This is a genomic window from Demequina sp. B12 (genome assembly GCF_028823635.1).
Classification (GTDB): Bacteria; Actinomycetota; Actinomycetes; order Actinomycetales; family Demequinaceae; genus Demequina.
Genome location: NZ_JAPEHU010000003.1, coordinates 234,257 through 258,101, shown reverse-complemented (window position 1 = coordinate 258,101; position 23,845 = coordinate 234,257). Strand labels below are relative to the sequence as shown.

At 62.8% G+C, this 23,845-nt stretch carries 20 protein-coding genes; 8 read left to right on the top strand and 12 right to left on the bottom strand.

Features of this window, described 5'->3' with window-relative positions; all coding sequences use genetic code 11:
• Positions 1 to 59: 59 nt before the first annotated feature.
• Both ON058_RS08690 and ON058_RS08685 read left to right on the top strand, forming a co-directional pair.
• Positions 60 to 476 carry a carboxymuconolactone decarboxylase family protein gene (locus tag ON058_RS08690; RefSeq protein WP_274668656.1) on the top strand — a complete coding sequence of 139 codons (417 nt, stop codon included), beginning with the start codon at positions 60 to 62 and terminating at the stop codon, positions 474 to 476.
• Positions 477 to 545: 69 nt separating this feature from the next.
• Positions 546 to 929 (top strand): phage holin family protein, encoded by a 384-nt coding sequence (locus tag ON058_RS08685; RefSeq protein ID WP_274668655.1) that lies wholly within the window; start codon positions 546 to 548, stop codon positions 927 to 929.
• A 75-nt stretch (positions 930 to 1,004) separates the two neighbouring features.
• Here the strand turns inward: ON058_RS08685 and ON058_RS08680 are convergent, their stop codons facing one another.
• The 4 genes from ON058_RS08680 to ON058_RS08665 all read right to left on the bottom strand — a co-directional run bounded on the left by ON058_RS08680 (position 1,005) and on the right by ON058_RS08665 (position 6,281).
• Positions 1,005 to 1,427, bottom strand: coding sequence for a hypothetical protein (locus tag ON058_RS08680; RefSeq protein ID WP_274668654.1), 423 nt, complete (start codon positions 1,425 to 1,427; stop codon positions 1,005 to 1,007).
• 21 nt (positions 1,428 to 1,448) lie between these two features.
• Complete coding sequence (ybaL, locus tag ON058_RS08675) at positions 1,449 to 3,134, bottom strand: YbaL family putative K(+) efflux transporter (RefSeq protein ID WP_274668653.1); 1,686 nt, start codon at positions 3,132 to 3,134, stop codon at positions 1,449 to 1,451.
• Positions 3,135 to 3,201: 67 nt separating this feature from the next.
• Positions 3,202 to 4,941 carry an alpha/beta-hydrolase family protein gene (locus ON058_RS08670; RefSeq protein WP_274668652.1) on the bottom strand — a complete coding sequence of 580 codons (1,740 nt, stop codon included), beginning with the start codon at positions 4,939 to 4,941 and terminating at the stop codon, positions 3,202 to 3,204.
• A gap of 80 nt (positions 4,942 to 5,021) precedes the next feature.
• On the bottom strand, positions 5,022 to 6,281 hold the full coding sequence (locus tag ON058_RS08665) for an arginine deiminase (RefSeq protein ID WP_274668651.1): 1,260 nt from the start codon (positions 6,279 to 6,281) through the stop codon (positions 5,022 to 5,024).
• A 126-nt stretch (positions 6,282 to 6,407) separates the two neighbouring features.
• On the opposite strand from ON058_RS08665, the gene ON058_RS08660 reads away from it, so the two are divergent.
• Positions 6,408 to 6,815 carry a ribonuclease E inhibitor RraB gene (locus ON058_RS08660; RefSeq protein ID WP_274668650.1) on the top strand — a complete coding sequence of 136 codons (408 nt, stop codon included), beginning with the start codon at positions 6,408 to 6,410 and terminating at the stop codon, positions 6,813 to 6,815.
• Between the two features lie 63 nt (positions 6,816 to 6,878).
• Here ON058_RS08660 and ON058_RS08655 read toward each other — a convergent pair whose 3' ends face one another.
• Complete coding sequence (locus ON058_RS08655) at positions 6,879 to 7,121, bottom strand: TM2 domain-containing protein (protein ID WP_274668649.1); 243 nt, start codon at positions 7,119 to 7,121, stop codon at positions 6,879 to 6,881.
• A gap of 259 nt (positions 7,122 to 7,380) precedes the next feature.
• Here ON058_RS08655 and ON058_RS08650 point away from each other — a divergent pair, with 259 nt between their 5' ends.
• Both ON058_RS08650 and ON058_RS08645 read left to right on the top strand, forming a co-directional pair.
• On the top strand, positions 7,381 to 7,809 hold the full coding sequence (locus ON058_RS08650; RefSeq protein WP_274668648.1) for a hypothetical protein: 429 nt from the start codon (positions 7,381 to 7,383) through the stop codon (positions 7,807 to 7,809).
• Positions 7,810 to 8,048: 239 nt separating this feature from the next.
• The gene (locus ON058_RS08645) at positions 8,049 to 9,326 is read left to right on the top strand and encodes a DUF2254 domain-containing protein (protein WP_274668647.1); all 1,278 of its coding nucleotides are present in this window, start codon (positions 8,049 to 8,051) and stop codon (positions 9,324 to 9,326) included.
• Here ON058_RS08645 and ON058_RS08640 read toward each other — a convergent pair.
• The 6 genes from ON058_RS08640 to ON058_RS08615 all read right to left on the bottom strand — a co-directional run bounded on the left by ON058_RS08640 (position 9,323) and on the right by ON058_RS08615 (position 17,007).
• The gene (locus ON058_RS08640; protein ID WP_342453044.1) at positions 9,323 to 10,687 is read right to left on the bottom strand and encodes an MFS transporter; all 1,365 of its coding nucleotides are present in this window, start codon (positions 10,685 to 10,687) and stop codon (positions 9,323 to 9,325) included. The two genes, ON058_RS08645 and ON058_RS08640, sit on opposite strands and share 4 nt — an antisense overlap.
• A 76-nt stretch (positions 10,688 to 10,763) precedes the next feature.
• Positions 10,764 to 12,890: an alpha/beta hydrolase gene (locus tag ON058_RS08635; RefSeq protein WP_274668646.1), complete on the bottom strand. Its 2,127-nt coding sequence runs from the start codon at positions 12,888 to 12,890 to the stop codon at positions 10,764 to 10,766.
• A 2-nt stretch (positions 12,891 to 12,892) separates the two neighbouring features.
• On the bottom strand, positions 12,893 to 13,501 hold the full coding sequence (locus ON058_RS08630) for a TetR/AcrR family transcriptional regulator (protein WP_274668645.1): 609 nt from the start codon (positions 13,499 to 13,501) through the stop codon (positions 12,893 to 12,895).
• Between the two features lie 79 nt (positions 13,502 to 13,580).
• On the bottom strand, positions 13,581 to 14,498 hold the full coding sequence (locus ON058_RS08625) for an SDR family oxidoreductase (protein WP_274668644.1): 918 nt from the start codon (positions 14,496 to 14,498) through the stop codon (positions 13,581 to 13,583).
• On the bottom strand, positions 14,495 to 15,820 hold the full coding sequence (locus tag ON058_RS08620) for an NAD(P)/FAD-dependent oxidoreductase (protein WP_274668643.1): 1,326 nt from the start codon (positions 15,818 to 15,820) through the stop codon (positions 14,495 to 14,497). The genes ON058_RS08625 and ON058_RS08620 overlap by 4 nt, the downstream gene beginning before the upstream one ends.
• A gap of 209 nt (positions 15,821 to 16,029) precedes the next feature.
• Positions 16,030 to 17,007 (bottom strand): zinc-binding dehydrogenase, encoded by a 978-nt coding sequence (locus tag ON058_RS08615; protein WP_274668642.1) that lies wholly within the window; start codon positions 17,005 to 17,007, stop codon positions 16,030 to 16,032.
• A 198-nt stretch (positions 17,008 to 17,205) separates the two neighbouring features.
• Here ON058_RS08615 and ON058_RS08610 point away from each other — a divergent pair, with 198 nt between their 5' ends.
• The 3 genes from ON058_RS08610 to ON058_RS08600 all read left to right on the top strand — a co-directional run bounded on the left by ON058_RS08610 (position 17,206) and on the right by ON058_RS08600 (position 20,480).
• The gene (locus ON058_RS08610; RefSeq protein ID WP_274668641.1) at positions 17,206 to 17,541 is read left to right on the top strand and encodes a hypothetical protein; all 336 of its coding nucleotides are present in this window, start codon (positions 17,206 to 17,208) and stop codon (positions 17,539 to 17,541) included.
• Between the two features lie 311 nt (positions 17,542 to 17,852).
• The gene (locus ON058_RS08605; protein WP_274668640.1) at positions 17,853 to 19,694 is read left to right on the top strand and encodes a DUF262 domain-containing protein; all 1,842 of its coding nucleotides are present in this window, start codon (positions 17,853 to 17,855) and stop codon (positions 19,692 to 19,694) included.
• 78 nt (positions 19,695 to 19,772) lie between these two features.
• Positions 19,773 to 20,480, top strand: a complete 708-nt coding sequence (locus tag ON058_RS08600) for a DUF6308 family protein (protein ID WP_274668639.1) — start codon at positions 19,773 to 19,775, stop codon at positions 20,478 to 20,480.
• A gap of 384 nt (positions 20,481 to 20,864) precedes the next feature.
• Here the strand turns inward: ON058_RS08600 and ON058_RS08595 are convergent, their stop codons facing one another.
• Positions 20,865 to 23,567, bottom strand: coding sequence for a hypothetical protein (locus ON058_RS08595; RefSeq protein ID WP_342453028.1), 2,703 nt, complete (start codon positions 23,565 to 23,567; stop codon positions 20,865 to 20,867).
• Positions 23,568 to 23,845 lie beyond the last annotated feature (278 nt).

Genomic DNA, 23,845 nt, shown 5'->3' with positions numbered 1-23,845 from the left:
CGGTCGTTTATGGCGAGGGTGGTAGCGCAAGGGCGTGTGGCGTTGCTATGGTCCCTTCCGTGACAGCGGCGAGGGTACGTCCGGAGTTCCTCAAGGCGCTCGAGGACTTTGACATGACAGTGGGCGCGGATCTTAAGCCGCGCCTGCGCGAGATGATCCGCCTGAGGGTGTCTCACATCAATGGTTGTTCCTACTGCATTCGTCTGCACTCTGAGCAGTTGGCGGCGCAGGGAGCATCGCCAGTGCTGATCTCTGCCCTCGCCCGTCCCGTCAAACTGATGCGCCACGATCTGATCTCCGAGGGTGACGCCGCGGCGGTGAGGTTCGCGGAAATCCTCACTGACTATCCCCGCGGGCTGGAAGTCGAGGCGCGTGAGCTGGCAGGGGAGTTCTTCACTCGCAAGCAGTTGGGCGCAATTGTGGAGACCGTTGCCGTCACCAATGCGTGGAACAGAGTGACGCGCGGCACGGAGTAGCGACTCTTCCAGGCGTGTCGTGGACGTTCGTCCTGCACGACTGGCATGAGGAGGAGTACCGTCAGGACCATGGTGCGATTCTTGTGGAACACTCTGACCAACCTCATCGCTGCGGTCGTCGGCCTGTGGGTCGCTGACTACTTCGTGGACGGCTTCGACACTCAGTTGAGCGGCTTCATTGTCGCCGTGCTGATCTTCGTGGTCGCCCAGGCCCTGTTCTCTCCCTTCATCTTCAAGATGGCAGTGAAGTACGCGAAGGCGCTGCAGGGCGGTGTCGCCCTGATCTCCACCTTCGTCGCACTGCTCCTCACGACGATCTTCACCGATGGCCTCACCATTGACGGTGTGACCGCCTGGTTGCTGGGAACGGTGATCGTGTGGCTCGCCTCGGCGCTCGCAGGCTGGATCCTCTTGACCTTCCTGCTGAAGAGCAAGATCGACGGCAAGGACTAGGTCCTCTCCGACTTCGCAAGGAAGGCCCGCTTCACTGTTGTGGTGAGGCGGGCCTTCGCCATGCGCGGGGTGAGGCTAGTCCGTGAGGTTGGTGAGCATCGTCTCCATGACGGCGACCGCGGTCGCGTAGTCCTCGTTGGTGACACCGGAGGCTGCGCGCTCGTGAATGTCCTCAATGTCGGAGTGCAGACCCTCGAGCGCTTCCTGGCCGTCCGCGGTGATCGTACGACCGTCGCTACCGTCCGTGGCCCAGTGGCCTGACATCAAACCCGTCCACGCCTCGGTGAGGGTGGCAGGTCCTAGCTGCGCGGGCATGCGAGCCTCGACCTCCTCCCATGTCAGCGGGTGATCCGCATGTGCCAAGACAGACAGCATCAGGAACTCCACCCGAGTGGTGGAACGGTCCGCAAGTGCCTCATCAAAGGCGTGGCTTAGCGCAGCTTCGAGCTGGCGTACCAGGGCGTCAAGGCGGCTCGAGGATGCAGAAGGGGTGCTCATCACCTCAGGCTACTTCCGTGTCTACGTTGTCGCCTGGCGGTCGTCGGGATCTGCCTTTGGTACTGGGGTGTCGGACATGACATCGGTAGCCATCAGGTCTGCGACCTCATAGACACCCACGAGCACCCGATCAGCTCCCAGTTCCTCGAGATAGGCCACATCGGTGTCGCCGTGGCCGCGGGCAATCACGCGCGTGTCAGGGCTGAGCTTCTTGATCTTGGAGACAATCGCGCCCGCATTCAAAGGATCGTGAATGGCGACCAACACAGTGGTGGCTTGTTCGAGCCCCGCGGCCTTCAGCACCTTGGAGCGCACTGCATTGCCCAAGATGGCTTGCTGGCCGTCCTCCCTCAGTGCCTTCACCACATTTTCGTCGTCCGCAACCACCACCGTGGGCACACCTTCCTGCCACAGGGTGGTCGCCACACGCGTACCGACCCTGCCAAAGCCCACCACCATCACATGCTCAGGGCCGCTGTAGGCCTGGACGGCATCGGCGTCTCCTTCGACATCTCCACCGGGGAGGTCCGGATCGTGAGCGTCACGGTAGAAGCGGCCAGCCCAAGCGAACAGCAAGGGGTTCAGCATGATCGACAGGATTGCGCCGCCCAGGACCAGGTCTTGGGCGTCCTGGGGAAGGATCTCGTACTCGCCACCCAGGGTCACCAGAATGAAGGAGAACTCGCCAATCTGGGCGAGCGACACCGCAACCACGAGTGACATGCGCCGCGAGTACTTCATGATGCGGACCAGGCCAAAGGCGACCACAGTCTTACCCACCACGATGACGAGAGTCGTCACCAGGAGCGCGACGGGCGCTTCAAGGACGATGCGCCAGTCCACCAGCATGCCCACGGACACGAAGAACAGGACCGCGAACGCGTCTCGCAGGGGCAGGGAGTCTTCAGCAGCGCGGTGGGACAGGTCGGATTCACGCATGATCATGCCGGCAAAGAACGCGCCCAAGGCGAACGACACTTCGAAGAGCCACGCGGCGCCCACAGCGACACCCATGCCTATCGCCAGGACAGAAAGCGTGAAGAGTTCCCGCGATCCCGTGTCAGCGACTCTGGCCAGCAGCCAGGGGATCACGCGTTTGCCCACAATGAGCATGAGCGCAACGAAGATCGCGACACGGAGGATGGTCCACGCCAGCTCGCCCACGATGGCACCGGGGCTGTTGGCGTCCACGGCCAGGACAGGGATCACCACAAGTGCGATCACCATGGCGAGGTCCTCAACGATCAGCCACCCCACCGCGATGTGGCCTGCGCGCGTATCCAACAGTTGCTTGTCCTCAAGCGCGCGCAGCATGACCACGGTTGAGGCAACGGAAAGCGCCAGACCAAAGAGCAGCGATGCCCCCAGGCCCCAGTCGAGCCACAGCCCTACGCCGGTGCCGAGGGCGGTGGCTGCCGTCATCTGGAGGACGGCGCCGGGGATGGCGACCTTCTTGACGGCAAGGAGGTCCTTGAAGGAGAAATGCAGTCCCACGCCGAACATCAGCAGGATGACGCCGATCTCCGACAACTCGTATGCAACGTCCGTGTCGCCCACAAATCCGGGGGTGTAGGGGCCAATGAGCAAGCCTGCGGCGAGGTATCCCACGATGGGGGACAAGCGCATCTTCTGGGCAAGGAAGCCGAAGACGAAGGCCAGCACCAGACCGACGGCCATGGTCGTCAGGAGAGGGGCGTGGTGCAACATTGGGACATTCTACGTGGCCCTTTGTTGTGGCCCGGGTCGAATCCGGGCCTACCGCCGGTCGCGGTTGCTAGCCAGTGATCCGGTTGAGGTAGTCGTCAATGAGGGTGGCGCGCTCTTCCAGGTGGGCGGCCAGCGCCTCGCGCTCGGTGTCCGTGAGCGGGCTGTCTGTCACTTCTGCCCAGGAGTGGAGGTTGGCAGTCGCCGTGTACAAGTGTCCGTACCCTTCGGGCACGCCGCCAGATGAGGGCATGTCCAGTAGGACTTGCCACATTGTCACCAGCGGGTACCACTCCATGGTGGGGGAGACATCGGGTGCGCGTTCGCCTTCCGCAAGCCAGGCCGGCTCAGCAAGTGCGAGGTGCTGGTTGAACCACACCACCGGGTCGGATCCGTGCTGGAGGTACACCACCTTCGTGTCTCCCCACACGGGCCCATTGCCGGGCGCTAGTCCCTCTTCGTTCGCGAACCTGACGGTGCGTCCGTTGTTGAAGACTGGCAGTGCCGCTGGGGAGTCAGGATCCCGGTCGCGGGTGAGTTCAAAGTGAACTTCGTTGAGGAAGGGCGGGCCTGTCATGAGGGCGCCGTCGATCGGTTCGTTGAGAATCTCGATACTCGACAGCACTGCTTCGATGCCTGTGGTGCCCAGGGACAGTCCGTAGAGGTACAGACGGGGGCGGTCCGCATCGGGGAGGGTTGACCAGTAGTCGTGGATGGTGCGGAACATCACGCGCGAGGTCTCTTCCACCTCCTCCTGGTCCGCGAGCAGCGAGATCCACGACGGGAGGTACGAGTACTGTGCTCCCGCGATTGCGGTGTCCCCGTTCCACAGGTACTCAAGCGAGTCGACGCCGTGGGGGTCCAGATAGCCCGTTCCGGTGGTGGTGGCGACCACCAGGACTTCCCGATCAAACGCATCGGCCCGGATGAGTTCGTCCAGCAGCAGGTCCGCACGTTCTTCTAATGTGTCAGCGGAGCGCAGGCCCACATAGGCGCGGATGGGTTCGCGTGCTCCGCCACCCATGGCGGCGTCGATGTCGTCTGCGGTGGGGCCGGTCGACACGAAGGAGCGGCCTTGACGGCCCAGGTCTTCCCACGCCATGAGCGACTCAGGTGACCCCGACTTGAGGGTGTCCAAAGGCTGCGAGGCTCCGGGGTTGGTGTCGAGGTCGCGGCCTGAGAACGCCCAGTTCGAGACGGTGAAAAACGCGTTGACGAACGCACCCGATGCCACCCACCACAACAGGGACCCGAGCACCACGGCGACGACCGCTACTGCGAGGCGCCGGGGGAGAAACCTGTCCACGATGTTGTCTGCCCAGCGGAACAGGGTGCGGATGCTGCGGCCCACGATCAGCAGCGCGGCGGCTACCAGGGTGGCAACGATGACGATCACGGGCCATACCCACGGTGATAGCGGGTCCAGTCCAAAGCTGGCGCGGGTGTCGTTTTGCCATCCCACGTAGGCCCACACGGCGAAGCCTGTTTGCAACGCGATCGCACCGAGCGACACGATGAGCAGGAGTGCCCGAACCCAGCCCCGCGCCGCGGGGACGGTCAAGAACCGCGCCACTGCGTACAGCGCCACTCCGATGGCGTACCCCACGGTGAAGGTGACGCCCGAGTTCAGTCCTTGGATCCAGCCTTCGCGGGGCAGGAGGGACGGTGTGAGGGAAATCGAGAAGAAGTACAGCCCTACCACGAGCCCCACGCCAGAGAAACTCAGTTGCGTGATCCCGGGGGCCTTGGGGCGTGCCGTGTGTGGTTGTGTGAGGCGTGTCATGGCTCGCCTCATGGGGCCCGTGGACATGGCACCTCCTCGCTACTTGTGAGGCTAGCCCACGGTTCCTGGCGGGGCTGTACCGACACTGAGGATTCGGGGGCCGATGCTCAGGCCGGGTCGCGTACCAATGGTTGTGTCATGCAGTGGGCGCCGCCACGCCCGCGGCCAAGTTCTGCGCCCACAATTTCGAGGACATCAATACCGGCGGCGCGTAGTGCGCTGTTGGTTTGGGTGTTGCGGTCGTACGCCACGACCACGCCGGGTTCGAGCGCGAGGATGTTGTTGGCGTCGTCCCATTGCTGACGTTCAGCGGCGTAGTGATCGCCGCTGGTTTCGATCAGTGTCAGGTCCTTGGCGCCGATGGCCTGGGCGAGGACGTCGGTGAAGAGCCCGGCCTCTTCCCGGACGTCGAGGTCCATGGGCTTGTGGCCGGGGTAGATGGAGTACGTCTCGATGTGGTCGGTGACGGAGGGGAACACCGTAGCGACGGTGGGGGCGGCGAAAGTGATGACGGTGTCGAGGTGCATCGCGGACCGCATGCGTGGCAGTTTTGCGACCACGATGCGGTCTGCGGCGCCGGCGGCGAACAGTTCGGTCGAGACTTGGGTGATGGCTTGCCGGCTGGAGCGCTCTGACATGCCCATGAGGACCACGCCGTTACCCAGCGGCATCACGTCGCCACCTTCGAGCGTGGCGAGCCCGTGATCGAACTCGGGGTCTCCCCACCACGTGGTGACCTTGTCGACGAACATGGGGTGGAAGGTGTAGATGGCCTTCATTACCAGGGTTTCTGCGTGGCGCGCAGGCCAGTACAGGGGGTTGAGGGTGACGCCGCTGTAGATCCAGCTGGTGGTGTCGCGGGTGTACAGGGTGTTGGGCAGAGGTGGCATGAGGTAGTCGCGCATGCCGGACTCTTCGCGGACCAGTGCCACGGAGGCTGGGGTGAAGTCGCCGGGCAGGTCGCCGGTGGAGAGGCCTCCCAAGACGTAGCGGGCAAGGTCTGCGGGCGTGAGTGCGTCCAGGAAGGCGCGTACGTCTTCGACGAGTCCCAGGCCCACTTCATTGGGAGTGATCTTGCGGTCCAAGAGCCACGCACGTGCGTGCGGAAGCGCAAGGATGTCTGTCAGCAGTGAGGTCAGCTCGGCCACATCGATGTCGCGGGCGCGCATGAGGTCCACAAACTCGGCGTGGTCGCGTTCAGCGTTGTCGACCCACATGACGTCGTCGAACAGCAGGTCCGGCGCGTTGGAGGGCGTGAGCCGGTAGTGAGCCAGTCCGGGCGAGCACACCAGGACTTGATGGAGTTTGCCAACCTCTGAGTGCACCCCAAAGTCTCGTGGCAGGGTGCCTACCAGGGTCTCATTCATGCCCACCTCCCAGCGGTGACGAGGTAACTCGACGCTATCAAGACCGGGGGCTTTGGCTCCAATGCCGTGCGGTCGCGCGACCAAAGTCGCACGGTGGTCCAGCGTGGAGGTACTAGCGTGAGCAGCATGGGATTGTTCTCGCGCAAACGCCGCCGCACTGAGCCGTATGGACTGTGGTCGGATGATGCGCAGCAGTGGGAGACATTCCTGGCGCGAGGAGCCGATGCTGGCGCTGAGCGGAACTTGGAAGTGTCGCTGTCCTTCGCAAACGAAGAAGGGGCGCGAGCCGCTGCCAAAGAGCTAGGACAGTTGCGGGAGCCGGGGGAATTGGTGCCGCCAAGTCATGGCGTGGAGGAGTGGGGGATCCTGCTGTACCGGCGCGATGCGGTGATGGTTCCGGACGTGTTGCGGGAAGCGATTGACGTGGGGGAGCGGATTGCCGAGGCTCACGGCGGTGAGTGTGAGGGGTGGACCGCGTTCTACACGGCTGAAGAAAAGGCTGCGTGGGGTGTGGAGCTGCTCGACGGCTTGTAGGCGTTCCGCGACGTGTAGGCGCTTGGCGTGTGATGGTGGCAAGCGCTGAGGTGAGCGCTGCTGTTAGCGGATGCCGACCGCGCGCTGTGCGTTGATGGTGCGGACCTGCGACGGCAGGGTGAACAGGTCCACCCACCAGCCGATGGTGAACACTGCGCCCGTGAAGAGGTAGAGCACGCCTCGCCCCACCTTGCCCATGTAGAACTGGTGGATGCCCAGAATGCCCAAGAAGAACCACAGGAGGTAGGCCACTGCGAGCGACTTGGGCTTGTAGATGTAGGCGACGCTTGAGTGCGGTGCGTTCATCCTTTGAGGGTACTCCTGGGCTGGCGTGGTGGGAGTGACGTTTGTCCCTCGCTCACGACCTGATGGGGTGTGGTGGGCTGCGTCATTCTCGAATGTGGGATAAATGAAGGTGAATTGTTGACTCTTGAGACAAAGTGCCTCTCTGATGCCCCTGATAACGCTTACATTTGGTTATCGAAACGATGTAACAGGGTGATTCTCTCTCCTGTGAGTCTTATCTGAGTAAATTCTCAGGAACATTTCCCTAGCGTGGCTGGCCATGGGACATGTGCTGCATGTGTGGGAGGGAAAGATCCCCTCCGGACGCGACGAGGCGATCCGTGAGTTCTACGGACTGGCCTGCGAGCACCTTATGAACGAGGTGGCTCCTCCAACGCCCGCAATCCGGGCGTTTCTGCTAGACCTACTCGACGTATGGCCCGAACGGCCCTCACGTCGCGGTGGCATCGAGGTTGATCGTGGAAGCCCGTGGAAGTGGCCCGCGAGCACCAGCGCGAGTGGACCGGTCTGGCGCTGCCAGGCAGTGTTTCCCCGCGCATCTGTCTCGACCTACGTGGTCGCAGCGATTGCTGAACGTCACGGTCTGGCCTGGCATGACCCGCAGCCGCGCGAGCTCCAAGCTGCGGTCCGACCCATCTGGGAAGCGCCTCACACGCCCCTCTTCGCTGAGGCCGCGCTCCCCGCATAAACGCAGTAGTGTCCGCCCCAGTGTGGTGGGGCGGAGCCGGGTACGGCACACCCGATGACGGTGTTCGCACGAGGCTGAGGGTCGCCTTGCGAACGGTACTTCACTCACTCACTGTCAGCGGAACAGACCCGGTTTGCGTCGGTCGGCCATTGGGGAATGGCCGGCCGACGCTCCACGATCTCTCCTTGAAGGATTAGTCTGCAAACGACAGACGCGGTCCTTTTTGGGAGGCAATAGCGATGGCAGTTCATTGGCGCACTGTGGTGTCGCGGCTCGCATCCGCAGTGTGGTTCCGAGCGGTACTCTTCACGGTCGGCGCGGTAGCGGTGGTGGCCCTGGCCTGGTGGCTTGGCCCCACCCTCGATGACGCCGTCGATGTGGAGTTCGGTCAAGACTCGGTCAGCCAAATCCTGCAGATTTTGGCCACCAGCATGCTTGCCGTCACCACGTTCTCGCTGACCGCAATGATCTCCGCCTACGCCGCCGCCGCACAAAGCACCACCCCCCGTGCCACTCAGCTTCTTGTCGAAGACCCCACCTCTCAGAACGCACTCTCGACGTTCCTGGGCGCGTTTGTCTTCGCCGTCGTGGGCATCATCGCGCTCGCGACCGACATCTTCGGCGACGGTGCCCGGACCATCCTGTTCATCGCGACCCTTACCGTGGTGGTCATCGTGGTGATCACCCTGCTGGGCTGGATTCACCACCTCACCGAGTTCGGACGGGTGCCGGACATCCTCGACCGTGTGGAAGCCGCCGCGACCGCCACTGCGTGCGACTACGCTCGCCGCCCGCGACTGGGAGGGCAGCCCGCTGTCGTCGTTCCTGAACACGCTGTGCGCATCGTGGCTTCGCGCCCCGGCTGTCTCACGGGCGTCGCTCTTGACGAACTCAACTCCTGGGCGCGACGGGTTGACGCCCATGTGCACCTGGCCGTGCTTCCCGGTGTGACCGTCGGCGCCGCAGAAGTGGTGGCGTGGGTCGAGTCCTCCGCGACTCTCACCAACGACGAACTCGCCACGGTCAGTCGAGCCTTCCTGGTAGAACCGCACCGCACCTACGAACAGGACCCGCGCCTGGGACTAGTCGCTCTCGCCGAGATCGCGAGCCGCGCACTCTCGCCCTCGACCAACGACCCCGGCACCGCCATCGAGGCACTCAACGCAATGGAGCGAGTGTTCACGCGAGTCATGGAGACAGAGCCTGAATCCGGGGTCCGCTATGACCGGCTCTACGTGCCCGAACTGGCCTTCGACGACCTCGTGGAAGACGGGTTCCGGCCCATTGCCCGCGACGGTGCGGCCCTTGTCGAAGTGGGACTACGTCTCCAGCGGGTCGTGGCGCACCTCATGGTGCGCGCCACCGCCCAGGAACAAGAGGTCCTCGCGGGTGCTTCACAGCGTGCGCAGGCGCGGGCACTGGCCGCCCTCACCGACCCTGGCGACCAGCGACTAGTGACGGAAGCCGCGGAACGGGCCCGAGCATCGGCCCTTACCCTGCCCGAAGACGACCGCTAGGCCGGGTCCTTGCCGGGATTGCGGATGCCCCACCACGAGACCAGGCCACCCACTGCCATCAGCGCGGCAGTGGTGACCGTGGCACGTTGATAGCCCTCGAGGTCGAGCGTGCCACCCACGATGGTGCCGATCAGCGCGACCGCGATGAGCCCGGCGATGCGGGAGATCGCGTTGTTGGTCGCGGACGCGATCCCCGAGCGTTCGGGCTCGATCACCGACAGGATGGCGGACGTCAACGGAGACACTGTCAACGTCAGGCCCAAGCCAAACACCACGATGCCGGGGAACACCTGCCACCAGTAGTGGAAGTCCTCACGCACCAACAGCATCAGGGCCGCGCCCACAGCCATCACGAGCGGCCCCGCAGTCATAAAGATGCGGGGACCCCACCGGCCCGCCCACGCACCCACGCGTGAACTGAGCGCAATCATGATCAGCGTGATCGGCAAGCTCGCCAGCCCGGCCGCGGTTGCTGAGAGTCCCGCCTGTTCTTGGAGGTAGACGCCCAGGATGAAGCCGTTCAGCGCCAACGCTCCGTAAACCAAAGCCGTGGTGACGTTTCCCCACGCAAAGTTCCGCACAGTAAACATGGTCAGCGGCAGCATGGGGCGCGGCACCTTCGCTTGGCGGACCAAGAAGGCCATGAACGCGACGACTCCGACTGCTGCGGGAATCCAGACTTTGGGATGACTCCAGCCCAGGTTCGGCTGCTCAATGAACGCAAACACAATGCCGCCCAGGCCTGTGACGCACAGCAGCGCGCTGAGGTAGTCGACGTAGGCCTGCGGGTGCCGCACGTCCCGCTGCTGCGTGCGGGTGAGCAGCCACAACGTCACCGCAATGGGCACCACGTTGATGAGGAACGCCAATCGCCACGACCACAGATCCACGAACAGCCCGCCGACCACCGGGCCCGCCACCATCGCGCCGGAGGTCATGGCCGTCCACGTGCCAATGGCTTTCGCTTGCGCGGCGCCACGGAACGTGGAGGTGATGAGGGCGAGCGAACTGGGCACCAGCAGGGCTCCGGCCATGCCTTGAAGGAGTCGCGCGCCAATGAGCAAGCCGGCGGTGGGGGCGAGCGCGATCGCTACCGACGTGACGCCAAACCCGATCAGTCCCCATCGCATGACACGCAGACGCCCGTATGAGTCGGAGACGGACCCTGCGACCAAGATGAACGCACCGAGCGTGATGAGGTACGCGTCCACGGTCCACTGTTGTGTGGTGATACCTCCCCCCAGCTCATCGACGATGGCGGGCAGGGCGACGGTCACGACGGTGCCGTCGAGGAAGGACACGAAGCTCGCCAAGATGGCGATCCACAAAATCACGCGCTGCTCACGCGCAAGGTCCACGATCCCCGTTGCTGCGGTGGATGCCGGGGATGCATCCTGTTCGCTTGACACCGTTCCAGGCTACGACGGTGCCGACGGGTTACAGGAGTTCGCCGATCATTCGGGCGGCACGGTGGGCGCCGTCGGTGGCCACGTCGAGGTAATCCGGCGTGGAGGACAGCAGGTCGTGGATGGCGGACGCGACCGCCGCTGGGGTCAAGCTGTCGTAGTCCATGCGCATTCCCGCCCCGTAGCGTTGCAGCCTGGCGTGGACGTGAACGTTTTGCTCAAAGTGGTCCCGCAACGGCACATAGATGAACGGCACCTTGGCGGCGGTGAGTTCCATGGTGGTGGTCAGGCCGCCCTGCACAATCGCCACGTCGCAGGCTGCCAGCCAGCGGTATAGCCGGTCCACATACGAGTGATACTCGACGCCGTCGACGTGGGGCAGCGTCGCGGGATCGATGCGTGGGCCTGTCACGACCACCATGCGGAGCTGGGGGATTGCGGCACGGGCTTGTGGGGCGGCCGCGACAATGCGCTCGATGAGCCGCCGCCCCACGCCCGTTCCTCCCACCGACACCACGCACACTAGTTCTGTGTCCTTGAAGCCGATGCTGGCGCGGAGTTTGTCGCGGTCGCCCAGGTTGCGAGGGTCGAACCCGGTGACGTACCCGGCGAAGTCGAAGTGGGCTTGCGTCCACTCGCGAATCCCGGGCAGGCCCGGTCCCAGCGTTCCGGGCGCAATGTCTTCCGGGTCTCCCACAAACACCGCACGATCGCGTAAGTGAGGATGCCGGTCAATGTGCTCGATCATTTCGAGGTTGTAGTCCGCGGTGACTGCTGCTTGGCGTTCACCTCCGGCTGGCATGGGCACAAACCCCACAAAGTCCGTGAGCCAAGCGAACTGGGCGCGTTTGAGTGAAGGGTTTTCGTGGAGGTGATGGTCCGTGTCCCAGGCCTCGTCGCCGATGACGAGGTCGTAGCCGCCTTCCGCCACCGCCTCGTTCATGATGTGGAAGTTGTGCACCAGTACGTCGTTCATGTCGCGTACGGACTCGAATGCATCGAGCGCGTGGTCGCCACAGTCTGCTTCAAAGCGCGCGGACTCGCTCGCCAGAAGCGCAGAGGCGGGATGGATTCGATGCCCACTTGCCTCCAGCACGCGGGTGACAGGGTCCTGCGCGAGCCAGTCGATGGTGAGGCCCGGATGGCTGGCCTGAAGCGATTCCGCGATGGCGACGTCGCGCCGGGCATGTCCCAAGCCGATGGGTGAGGACAAGTACAGCACCTTGCGCCGGTCCGATGCCGGGGCTACGTATGCGCTGCTGTGGAGGGTGGGCCGAGAGGGAGCGCCGGTGACCTCAGCGGCGAAGTCGTGGACCAGGTGATTGAAGAGCACGGGGAAGCGGGCGTTGACGGGGTGGTCGGCACCGGGGACAGTGTGAAGAGTGGCCTTCGGCATGGTTTGCGAGAGATACACGGAGGCCTGATAGTCGGTGTTGGTGTCGGCATCGCCATGGATCAGCAGGGTGGGAACCTGGCAGGTCGCCAGGCGGTCGTACCAGTCGTCCACGTCCAGGTCCCAGCTGTCCTGGATGCTCCACCAGGGGATCTCCGGAACCTGTTCGGACGCCCACTCCATGCCCTCGTCAACAATCTTGGTGGAGTGCGGATCGCTGTTGATGGTGGTCATGAACCAGTGCAGGAAAGACTCCCAATCGCGGTTCCACCAGCGCAGGTCAAAGCTGGCCCACTCCTGGGGTGGGTCGCCCGAGTCTGGATCCCAGGGCGCGGGCTCGGGGCGCCCTGGGGGTGCACCGAATCGTGGATGGCCCGCCGCAAGCGGGACGGCACCGTGGAGCCGTTCAGGATGGAAGGCGGCCAGCAGCAACGCCAGCGAGCCGCCCGCGGAAAACCCCACCGCCACCGCGCGTTCGGTCTGCGTGGCGTCCAACACTGCCAGCGCATCGGCCATCCTGTTGGCGTGGCTGTAACGTTCGGGACGCATCGGCTTGGATGACTGGCCTGTGCCCGCGGCGTCGTAGCGCACCACACGGAAGTGGCGTGCCAGGTAGGGGACCTGCCCCTTCCATTGGCGTGAGTCGATGATCTCCCAGGTGGGCAGCAGCAGGATGGTGGGCGCGTCGCGTTCGTAGATCTCGACATGGATGTCTGCGCCATCGCGGTGCGCGACTCCCGTGGTGGTCGGTTCCGTGACTCGCATGATCAAAACTCCACGTAGGCCGCGGCGTGCGCTTGGGCGATCAACGGTTCCAGCGCGCGCAGGGCCTCGCGGATGGGAGTGGCCGCACCTTCCTGTCCCATCAGCAGCATGGTCTCGGCCCCCAAGAACACCGCACAGATCAAGGCGGTGACATGAGCGGGGGAGAGTGGACCGAGTGGTAAGCCACGCTCGTAGTGGTGACTGAGAGCCTGGCGAATCAGCTCAGCCCAGCGATCCAGCATGGTCCGCACTTGCGTGCGCAGTTCGGCATCCGAGTAGCCCGCCGTGATCATCTCCTGCAAGACCCTCACATACCCGGACTCCAGGTCTTCATCTAGGTAGTCGCAAGCCTTGCGCCACTGCACGTCGAAGGGCTCATTGCCCGCAAACATGGCGGCCTGCCGCGTCACGAGTCTGTCGTTCTCCGCCGCAAACATGGCGAGCATCAAGCCGCGCTTGGAGCCACAGTGATAGTGAATCTGGGACAAAGGCACCTGCGCGGCGGCCGCGACCTTGCGAGTGGAGACCGCAGCGGCACCCTCCGTGAGGACAATGTGGCGGCACGCCTCAAGGATGCGCGTCAGAGTGTCGTGGGGAAGTTCTTTGGTCATGGCGGGGACTCCATGGTGGTGCTTCTTGTTCGGTCGTTCGACCGAATTCTGTTGACGCTACGCCTGGCGAGCGCCGCCGTCAAGAGGAACGGTCGCGGAGCTTCCCGCTCGAGTCGATCAGTCCGCGCTCGTGGAGCTGCGCAATGTACTTCGCCTGACCGCGTTCACCCTTGCCGCGGAACAACGGCATGACGCGGGGCAGCAGGTTGGGGGCGAGTAGCGCCGCCCGGACAAGCCACGACTCGCTGGGCTTGGGGTATGCCTCCAGGCGCGGGCGGTCCAGCAGCCTCACCATGGTGGACGCCACGTGCTCAGGGGTTTGCGGAGGGTCTTGGAACTGGAACGCGTTGCCGCCGTCGAGCGCCTCTTGCTGCAACATGCGGGTGTCAGTGGCGGAAGGAAGCACCGACGACACCGCGATGCCCTTGTCCCGCAAGTCCAAAGCGATCGACAGCATCGCGCCACGCAACCCGTACTTGGATGCCGTGTAGATGGGCGTCTCTCCCAGCGGGAAGATCGCGCCCAGCGAGACCACGGTGATGACACGCGGATCGGGTGCCGCGTGCAGGAGCGGGATAGCAAGCCTGGTCATCATGAGCGGCGCGTGGAGGTTGACAGTCAACTCCCAGTCGATGGAGTCCACGGAGCGTTCATCGAACCGTTCAGCGGACGTCATTCCCATTGAGTTGATGAGCACATCGATGCGTCCGTGCCGTGACTCGATCACGGACAAGATGCGTTCAACCTCCTGCCGCTGGGTGAGGTCCCCCGTCAGAATCTGATGATCGCCGTCTCCGAGCATCGCCCGCACCGTGTTCGCTGCCGACGCACGCAGGTCCACGATCACGACGGTTGCGCCCCTGGCCGCGACCTGTTGTGCCACCGCCGCGCCGATGCCCCCACCGCCACCCGTGACGACCACCACCTTGCCGGCGCCCTGCCACGGAGCGCGCCGGGCACGCACAGACCTGCCGGACTGGTTGGCGCCTGCAGTCACGGCAGCTCCCAACCCATCCGTTTTGCCACCATCCTGAGGTAGCGCTGCATCGCATGACTATCGACATACCCCTGATGCCTAGGGCTATCCACAAACCTGATGCCACCGCTCAAGTCAGGCGAGTCCTCCGCGACGTGCCGTTCAAAAGCCGCCCAGGCATCGGCCCTATGATGCCGATCCCAGATGTGGGAGGCGACCATATGCGCCAACATGTCCATCAGCCTGTACGCGCCCGAGTTGGTCTCCACAAAGCCCAGCCCGTACAAGCCAGGGTTCCTGCTGAAAGCAGTCAGATACAGGTCCGGATGTTGAGGGTCGCCAAAGAGATCCTGCGCGTACGGCACCGTGTGGCGGTAGCCCGTGGCCAACAAGATCAGGTCAAAGTCCTCAGTGGTGCCGTCCGTGAAAGTGACCGTAGAGCCGTTGGCGCTCGCGATCGCGGGACGTGCCGTGATGTCGCCGTGGCCCAGGTAGTGCAGGAGCTGGTCGTTCAAGATGGGGTGGGTTTCGAAGAGTTTGTGGTCCGGCTCTTGGAGGCCCAGGCGAGTGACATCGCCGTTGATGATCCGCAGCATTCGGCCGAACACGGCTTGCTCCGTTGACATGGGAAGGGTGGGGCCGGCTTGCGCAAACACGTCCACCGGCATGCCAAAGATGTGTTTAGGAATGAACCAGTAGCCGCGGCGCATAGAGATTTCTGCGTGGTCCGCGGTGCGCGCCGCATCACACGCAATGTCACAACCCGAGTTACCTGCGCCAACGATCAGGACACGCCGGCCCGTGAACTCACTGGGGTCGCGATAGGTGACGGAATGGCGGACCTCGCCAGTAAAGCCGGGAACCTCGATGATGGTGGGATCCCACTGCACCCCGCTGGCCGCAATCACCTGATCGTAGGTGCGCTGGGTCCGGGCTCCTGCTGCGGTGTCCCCAGCCGATGCCGAGGTGAAGGTGACGGTGTAGCGCCCGGCCTTGGTGCGCGTCACCTTGGTGACAGTGGTGCCAAAGGTGATCCGCTCCGTGAGGCCGTAGTGGTCCGCGAAGGCTTGCAGATACGCGAGGATCTGGCGGTGGCTTGGATAGTCCGGATAGCCCTCCGGCATAGGGAAGCCGTGAAAGTTGCTCAGAGTCTTTGAACTGATGAAATGGGCCGACTCATACATAGGGGAGCCAGGGTTCTCGATATCCCACAAACCGCCAGCGCTGTGATGGCGTTCCACCTGGTCATACGGAAGGTCGTGTTCCTTGAGGGCGCGCGCTGCGGCAAGGCCCGCAGGTCCCGCTCCGATGATCAGCGTGGTGGGCAAGGTCGCGTCCGCCATGGATCCTCTTTCTCAACGTTGAGATTTGCTCCACTGTAGGCGGTGATGGTGCGGCCGCGAAACACCTGTGGACGCGTGGGATGTGTGGGGTGGCCACTGGGCTCATTGCGCGGCGCGGAGAGCGCATTGAGTGCGCACTCGGTGGGTGGTGAGAGGCGGAGGTAGTGGGGGCCGATGCCCAGTGCGCCCGGGCATCGGCCCTTCTGGGGTTAGGGCTTCAGCAACACCTTGCCCACGCGGCCAGGTGTGGTGGTGGCGAGGGCGGCACCTGCGATATCGCTCAACGGGTACGTGGCCGCCACTGGCAACGTCACCGTGCCGGCCTCAAGCCCAGCGAAGACTTCCTGCATCAGACGCAGCCGGTCGGTGGCGGTCATGCTGGCAGCAACCTTGCTGCCCCAGAACCCGCGGACTGTGGCTTGCTTGAAGATGACCTCGCCCGAACTCAGGACAGCGGTGGGGGAGGCCATCGCACCAAAGATCACGAGCGTGCCGTTCTCCGCAAGTTGCGACAACACATCCCCGGTGGCGTCGCCGCCCACAGAGTCGATGCCCACCTTCAGCGGTGCGCCATCCGTGATCCTGGTGACGCGTTCCTGCCAACCCGGTGCGTCCGTGGCGACCACGCGGTCGATGCCCTGTGAAGCAAGCTCAGCCACGCCATCGGCACGGCGCACCAAGCCGACCACATTGATACCGCGGCCCTTCGCTAGTTGGGCGACCAAGCGCCCTACGGCGCCGTTGGCGGCGTTCTGGATCATCCAGTCGCCCGACTCCAGGCCAAGCGAGTCCAGCAAACTGACAGCCGAGAACGGCATAGATACCACCTGAGCGGCGGCCTCATCGGTGAGTGAATCAGGAACAGGGACAAGGTCCGCGGCATGAGTGATGAACTGCTCCGCCCAGACCCCGAACGTCCCGCCCGTGGCGACACGCTGGCCCACAGCAACAGTGTCAACCTCAGGTCCCACTGCTTCGACGATGCCGACGGCCTCGGTGCCGGCGCGGGCGGGGAGCTCGGGCTTGAAGCCGTAGTCGCCGCTGACGGTGAGGAGGTCATGGTTGTGGATGGGAGACAGGAGTAAGCGCACGCGCACCTGACCTGGGCCGGGCTCGGGAGTGGGAGCTTCTGCTGGTGCCAGGACCGTGCTGGGGTCGCCGAACTGGTGGTGCATCAGGGCCTTCATGGGGACCTTCCTTGTGAGAGATGTATGCCGCAGCGCACCCGAGTCAGGCGGCCGCAGCGATGGGTTGTCCCTACCGAACGCGTGGGTCAAGGCGCCCATTCCGTGTTGCGCCAATGGCGTAAGGGTCCGTGTGCGAGAACTCTCAGACAGCGGTGCTACCTTCGAGACTCCAACGAGTGCGGCAGAGGGGGATGTGCGGTGGGGGAACTCGTCTCGATGGTGGGCTCCGCAGTGGTGTTGGCCAGCCTTGCCAGAGTGCTACTGGTTTATGTCGTGGCACGAGTACGGCTCACCGACATTGTGGGGTGGATCGCGGGCTCAGGTTTCGCGTTGGTGACCTGGAACAACCTCGCTGCCGGCATGGGCGGCTGGGCCGTAGCAGGGCTAGGCATGACGCTGATTGCCGCAGGAGTCCTCACCGGACGTAGCGTGCGAAGAATGCGTGAGGATCCCGAGCACGAGTTCGTTGGAATCTTCCTGCTGGGAAAGCCGCCTCACGGAATCAAGAACTGGCTTGGATACCAGCGGAACTGAGGGCCTGTCTAGCTCCACGTGGTGGAGCGGCGTGCGATCTCAAACACGGCATCGGCTTCTTCCTCGCTGAAGACGCGTGGTTGGCGTCTGAACCACGTTTCCCAGTGGGTGCGCTGTCAAGCACATGCCAGTTTTTCTTGCGAAGCGCGGTGGGCTGAGGGCCGATGCGCTCTTCGGCCTCCGCACTGGCGCGCCGTGCACCCTCTCGGGTGCGGCTTTCGAACGGCCGGTCTCCTTCCGACGCATGTCAACGCTGGGACTCTCGCGGCGAGATCAGGGCCTTCACCGCGACGGTCTGGCAAGGTTGTGTCATGCAGGCAGGTGCGACAACGCTCGAGGCTCTTTTCGCGGACGGGCAGGAGTACATCATTCCTGCTTTTCAGAGGCCCTACGTGTGGTCCGAAGACGAGCAGTGGGATCCGCTGTGGACTGATATCGAGAACTTGGCGAATCGTTTACTCGAAAGCCAGCGAGCTCGGACACGTTCAGCGCCGGTAGGTACCCACTACCTCGGTGCAATCGTGTCGAAGAGCATTGGTGCTGTTCCCGGTGTTGGCGCCCAGTACTCGGTCATCGACGGGCAGCAGCGCACAACTACTCTGCAAGTTCTCCTCCACGCAGCATGGCAGGTTGTACGTGACCTTGGTCTGAGTGATGATGCGGCAAGACTGGCGTCCGCGATTGGCCGCGGGGGCAAGGCAGACACAGTAGACCGATTGAAGTTGCGTCCCGGGCGCATCGACCGCGCTGCGTTCGAGGCCGCGATGACATCCACTCGACCTGCTGATGTGTCAGGGCAACTGATCGAGGCGCATGACTTCTTCTCCCTCCGTGTACGCGAGTGGATCATGGGGGAAGGTGACACGGCCGGTTCGCCACAAGAAAGTGCAGACGAACGCGCGCGGGCGCTCGTGGACTCACTGTTGACGCGCCTCATCGTGGTAGCCATTGCACTCGATCACGAGGATGACGACCAACTGATCTTTGAGACGCTCAATGATCGAGGGACGCCTCTGCTCGCCGCCGACTTGATCAAGAACCTGGTGTTTCAGTGGGGCGAGGAGATCAACGCCGACACTGAACGATGGGCCGAACGAGTGTGGCTGGAGTTCGATGAGCACTGGTGGCGCACCGAGATTAAGCAAGGACGCCTCTACCGGTCCCGTATCGACATCTTCCTTCAGTACTGGCTCACGATGCGTCTGCGCCAAGAAGTGTTGTCTGACCAGGTGTTCCGTCGTTTCAAGGAGTACGCGGGCGAGTCCTTCACAAGTCCCGTGGTCGCCGACGCTTTCCTTGAGCAGTTGCGGGCCGATGCTCGGACTTTCAGAGGACTGTCGGAGCGCGACCGTGACACGCTCGTCGGCCAGTTCTACTTCCGCGTGATCGAGACTATGGAACTCGCGGCGACAACACCATTGCTCCTGTGGCTGCTCTCCGACAACCATGACGTACCCGAAGAGCAGGTGCAGCGCGGGCTCGCGGCGCTGGAGAGCTGGGTAGTCCGCCGGACCATGCTGATGATGACAATGAAGAACGTCAACCAGGTGATGGTGGCCATGCTCTCCGCACTAGACGAGCGAGCACCCGCTGAAGCAGGTGATGTTGTGCACGAGTTTCTTGGCCGTCAAGAGGCTGACTCCCGTGTGTGGCCGGACGACACCATGGTCCTTGAGCAGTTGCCTGGTCTCAAGTTGTACGGCAACGTCCGGCAGAGTCGTCTTCGAGTTGTACTTGAGGGGATTGAGCTTGCACTGCGGAGTTCCTTGCATGATGGTGTGACACTGCCCAAGGGCCTGGAGATTGAGCACATCATGCCGCGAGAGTGGCGGACGTGGTGGGACTCGACTCCACCCCTCGATGCAGAGGCTGGCGCGGCTCGCGACCGGCGAGTTCACTTCCTTGGCAACTTGACGTTGCTCAACAAGCGTCTGAATGCGTCGGCATCGAATCACCCTTGGCGTGACGACGAACTTGTCCAGACAGAGCGTGGCAGACCAAGGAAAGGTAAGCGAGCTCTCCTGCACGAGTTTGGTGGGCTTCTGCTAACCCGACGCGTCGTGGAGGGGCATCCCCACGAGTGGACAGACGCTGACATCGACGCGCGAGGGCGTGAACTCGCTGAGATCTTCTGCCGCGTATGGCCACGATGACGTGACCCTGCGGGTCCCATGAGCGAGCAAAGTAGGTTGGCCTTAGGAGTAGTTGCGCTGCCAGATGAGGGGACAGAAGTGAAGAGTTCGACGGCATTTGAGACTGTCCACAAGGTCCTCGCGGAAGCAGAGGCAATGGAACGGGATCCAAGTGCGGTTGGTCCACTCACCACGTACTACACGCTTGACGCCTACACGGGCTCGGAGTTCGAGACCATCGGAGGACGTTGGGACGCACCTGAGCATCTCAACGTCATCACGCCGAGCGACCTAGTCGCGCTCGCAACCTTGTCTGTCTCGGTCACTGGACGCGCCGCCACAGAGATTTTGAGCGAACCTTTCCAGGAACAGGCAGTTCGGCTCCTCTCCCAGATCGACGGAGACGTGTGCATAGTCGATGCCAGTGCTCGCGAACTCTTGCTGGAGGACAAGTCCGTTGGCGGCGAACTATGGAGGTTGTTTCGACCCGGCGCCGCGAGTGGACGCAAGAACGTAGACAACTTTGGCCCGGTGCGGACCTCGAAGTTGCTTGCACGCAAGCGGCCAGGGCTTTTCCCCATCTACGACTCTGTCGTCGCCAAAGTCTTGGGCCTGCAGGGGAGTCTCAACCACTGGACTCTCATGCACGAGGTCATGACTGCCAATGGCTGCGAGCTGTGGAACCGTGCTGAGCGTCTAGGTGCTGACGCCGGACTAGGTGCCCACGTGACACCGCTTCGCGTGGTCGACATCGTGTTGTGGATGCACGGAAAGTCAGCCGGCGTCGAAGGTGACCCAGATCAGTAGCGGTGTGGTCGCTTGTATTGGAGTGTTGGATTGTGTGCCCCTACGACAAGGTTGAAGTGTGGCTCATTGACCGGCATTAGGGGGCAACGAAACTTGCTTAGTGCACGTACTCGCGCAAGCTGCCGATCCTGGGACTGAGTCGCGAGCTGCCAGCAGGACTGTGCGGCTGGAGAGTGCTCCGGGGTAGCCTCGAGCGCCCGAAGTAGCGGCGCTGCATCCCGAGATGGTGTTCTGTGCTCCGCTTGCCGCTGTGTGTGCGGCGTTGACTGGCGCTCGGCTGAACACACGGTTCATGGGCGGGCTTCACTTCGGCGGCCCGAACTCGCGACTACAACGTGCCCGCAAGTACGCGCGCCGAGCCGTGTCGAAATGCAGTAAGTAGCGCTATTCGGTCGCTTCAACCCCAGGAGGTGGCATACGTCGCCGAGCAGGCGACACAACGAACCCATCCGGCGTGGGCTTGAAGATCCCCTTTTGAACACGATGTGCTGATTGGAAGGATCGGAGTGACCAGAAGTCAATCTGCGTGACGACGACGTAGTTGTGCTGTCCGCCTCGCACTCGTAGCATGTCGCGCAAGTGCTGCTCCCTCATGGGTGCCCGAATCCGACTGTCTCCGAAAGCGCGGTCATTGCTCTGAATGATGTAGGCGTGGATATCTAGTGCGGCGGACTCAACAAGGGCTTCGAATGTGTGAAGATCCTGGTTCCACTCAGGCACGAAGAGTGCGTCGACGGCACCGCGAAGCTGGGCGCGATACTCAATGTTTGTCAGCTCGCTGCAAACTAGGAGGCCGAAGCGGAAGCCGCCGTGGTCGATGACGCGTGACCTCACGGGGGGTATGGGGGGTGCAACGATCTTTCGCGCAGTGTCCCAGAGACGTCGCTCTTCCCCGGGCGCGGGCCGCTGTTTATTGTGGCGCAGTAAGTAAGTTGCAGGAAACCCGAGGCCTTCGATGGCTAGAGCAGCCCACGCCTGGTTGCGGACCTCATGCGGGCCAGTGTGAAGGTATTCGATACCAGCTATAAGGCTCGTGCCCTTCGCACGCAGTTTCAAGGCAAAGCGGATGAACCAGTCGCGTGGTACCGACAGTTCAGGCAGCACAAGGTAGTCAACCTTTCCTCGCACCGACATCGTTTGGTTGATCACGTCAACGAGTTGCTGGTAACGCACGAGCGAGCGGTTCGGTGGAAGCGCTACCGAAGCAATCCAAGACTGTGGGCTGGTTGCGACCATGCCCACAGCGATGCTCCGCCGTCCGTCTCTCCGTTCGGATGGCACAAAGAGAACGTCGTGCGAGCACCTCCTTGTACAGGTGCTGGAATCCGAACATTGAGATCCGTCGGGGGCGCTCTCGTGAACAAACCTTGGAAGCGAGTCGTCGACCGAGTAACCGCGTGCCGTGATGATCGAGGCAATCACGGCAGAGCGTGCGTCCTCGACAGACAGCCCTGACCCAAACTCATCGGCGAACGCGTAGAGTTCGAGTAGGTTCACGGGGCGGGTTGGGAAGGCGAACGCGACTGGAACTCCTGGCGATGCTCCCATTAATCGTGCTTGTGCTTCCAGCCCCTTCCAGAACTTTGGTGGCAGTATCCTGTAGACGTCGCCGCCGGGATCGACGGCGCTGCGGGGTTGCACAACGCCGTATACATCCCGCGAGAAGTTGCCGATGTCGGAGCGGAAAGCGCGGTGCGCCAGATCTCGGTTGACAAGCAGCGCGTGTGATGTGATCAAGCCTTCGGCCGACAGCTTCACATGTGAGGCTGAGTCCAACTCTCTGAGTGCGAAGTTTATGGATTTGAGTGCCTCATCGTTGATCGCGATTTGGGCGCCGGCGCACAGTGCCTCACGCGATTCATAGGCGAGATGACTGCGCCACAGTCTCCATGTTTCCGACGGGTCGGCATCTTTGGCCCCGGCAACTGTTGCCGTTGCGTCATTCTCGAGCGCCGTACACAGGTCGGCTAGACGGGCGGTTAAGCGCGCGATGACGCCATACTCGCCAACTGCCGCCGCAAGCTTGATGATTCTGGGATAGTACGAGGCAAGCTTGAAGAACTGTGTGGGGACCATAATGTGGTCATGTACGGCTTCGAAGAAGGCTCGGCGGTGGCCCGACCAAGTTGCGGGATCCACGTCGGCTTCTAGTGATTCGACGTCGCGGAGCGTGATTGCAAACGCGGCTCTACTTGAGGTGAGTTCGTCGGTTGTGCGTAGATTCGCTGCGCGGTCGCCATCTGCCTGCAATGCGTGCACTACGTCGGTTGTCATATCTTCGGGGTCGTCGGGAAACCTCGGGAGCTGGCGCCATTCGCTCGCGCGTTCGCTTGTGGTGCGTTGGAGTGCATCGACGAGGGTCAATCCGGTGGCACCTGATAGAAAGTAGACACGGTTCTTCTCGTTAGAGAAGGTCGGGGTCGAGTCCCCGAGGTATGACTTCTTGAATCGGACTTCGAAGCCCTCTGGGGAGTCCTTCGAGTCGATATCTCTGACCTGGAGCAACGTGTCGCTGCGGCGCGAGATCCACTCCCAGACCTCTCTTGCGGTGGGTAGGTCTCCGGTATTCCTGAGGACCAGGATGATGTCGTCGACATACCGGCCGTAGTGAAGCGGCCTAACTTCGTTCTCAATCACGCGGTCGAGATCGATCAGCGCTACATTTGCAACGATCGCTGAGACAGGTAGGCCAACAGGTAAACCGGTGGCTTGCACTCCGAGCACACTTCGGATGGCTGTTTGCCAGCCTCTTAGCGAGCTTACGAAGAGCCTGTGGAGGTGCTCGTCCTCGGGAGACAACTGATCAAGCTCAGTTCGGGAGCGGAAATCGTTCTCGAGCAAGAAGTCGGGTTCGAGCGAGTGAAAGTAAGACGATGCATCCGCCGTGATCGCAATGACGTCTTGTCTTGCCACGAGAGACGCTCGCATGGCGTTTAGCCCCGCTTTGTTCCACTCTCGATATGGGCCGAGGTATGGAACGTATGTGCCGTTCGAGAACTCGTTTGGAGCGCCATCCCTCGTCCTCCGAATCCTGCTTCCCATCGCAGATTTAGACAGTTGGCTGTCTAAGCGTTCACCGATGCGCATGGCCCACAGTGTTGAAAGCACATGCATGTCGATGCTGCATCGGGACATGAGTCGAAAACTGGCATTGCGTTTCGCCTCTGGAGCGGATGCTTGCCATTGCTTGTTCGGATCGGACCACATTGTGCCCGGAGGAATGGAAAAACCTTCGCTGCTCAGAGATTTCGGAGCAACATACCCCGACCCCACAAATGTAGCTTCGGACACCCACGTTGTAGATTCTGTGGCATTGATCTGTAGCGCGAGCGCGTGCAGATTATCAGCGAGAGATTGCTCGTACT

Excerpts from the sequence above, each read along its gene's own strand:
- ON058_RS08630 (WP_274668645.1), bottom strand. The coding sequence starts at position 13,501 with ATGACCAAAGAACTTCCCCACGACACTCTGACGCGCATCCTTGAGGCG.
- ON058_RS08615 (WP_274668642.1), bottom strand. The coding sequence starts at position 17,007 with ATGAAGGCCCTGATGCACCACCAGTTCGGCGACCCCAGCACGGTCCTG.
- ON058_RS08605 (WP_274668640.1), top strand. The coding sequence starts at position 17,853 with ATGCAGGCAGGTGCGACAACGCTCGAGGCTCTTTTCGCGGACGGGCAG.
- ON058_RS08660 (WP_274668650.1), top strand. The coding sequence starts at position 6,408 with ATGGGATTGTTCTCGCGCAAACGCCGCCGCACTGAGCCGTATGGACTG.
- ON058_RS08650 (WP_274668648.1), top strand. The coding sequence starts at position 7,381 with ATGGGACATGTGCTGCATGTGTGGGAGGGAAAGATCCCCTCCGGACGC.
- ON058_RS08680 (WP_274668654.1), bottom strand. The coding sequence starts at position 1,427 with ATGAGCACCCCTTCTGCATCCTCGAGCCGCCTTGACGCCCTGGTACGC.
- ON058_RS08655 (WP_274668649.1), bottom strand. The coding sequence starts at position 7,121 with ATGAACGCACCGCACTCAAGCGTCGCCTACATCTACAAGCCCAAGTCG.
- ON058_RS08620 (WP_274668643.1), bottom strand. The coding sequence starts at position 15,820 with ATGGCGGACGCGACCTTGCCCACCACGCTGATCATCGGAGCGGGACCT.
- ON058_RS08635 (WP_274668646.1), bottom strand. The coding sequence starts at position 12,890 with ATGCGAGTCACGGAACCGACCACCACGGGAGTCGCGCACCGCGATGGC.
- ybaL (WP_274668653.1), bottom strand. The coding sequence starts at position 3,134 with ATGTTGCACCACGCCCCTCTCCTGACGACCATGGCCGTCGGTCTGGTG.
- ON058_RS08595 (WP_342453028.1), bottom strand. The coding sequence starts at position 23,567 with ATGCGCATCGGTGAACGCTTAGACAGCCAACTGTCTAAATCTGCGATG.
- ON058_RS08665 (WP_274668651.1), bottom strand. The coding sequence starts at position 6,281 with ATGAATGAGACCCTGGTAGGCACCCTGCCACGAGACTTTGGGGTGCAC.
- ON058_RS08645 (WP_274668647.1), top strand. The coding sequence starts at position 8,049 with ATGGCAGTTCATTGGCGCACTGTGGTGTCGCGGCTCGCATCCGCAGTG.
- ON058_RS08685 (WP_274668655.1), top strand. The coding sequence starts at position 546 with ATGGTGCGATTCTTGTGGAACACTCTGACCAACCTCATCGCTGCGGTC.
- ON058_RS08670 (WP_274668652.1), bottom strand. The coding sequence starts at position 4,941 with ATGTCCACGGGCCCCATGAGGCGAGCCATGACACGCCTCACACAACCA.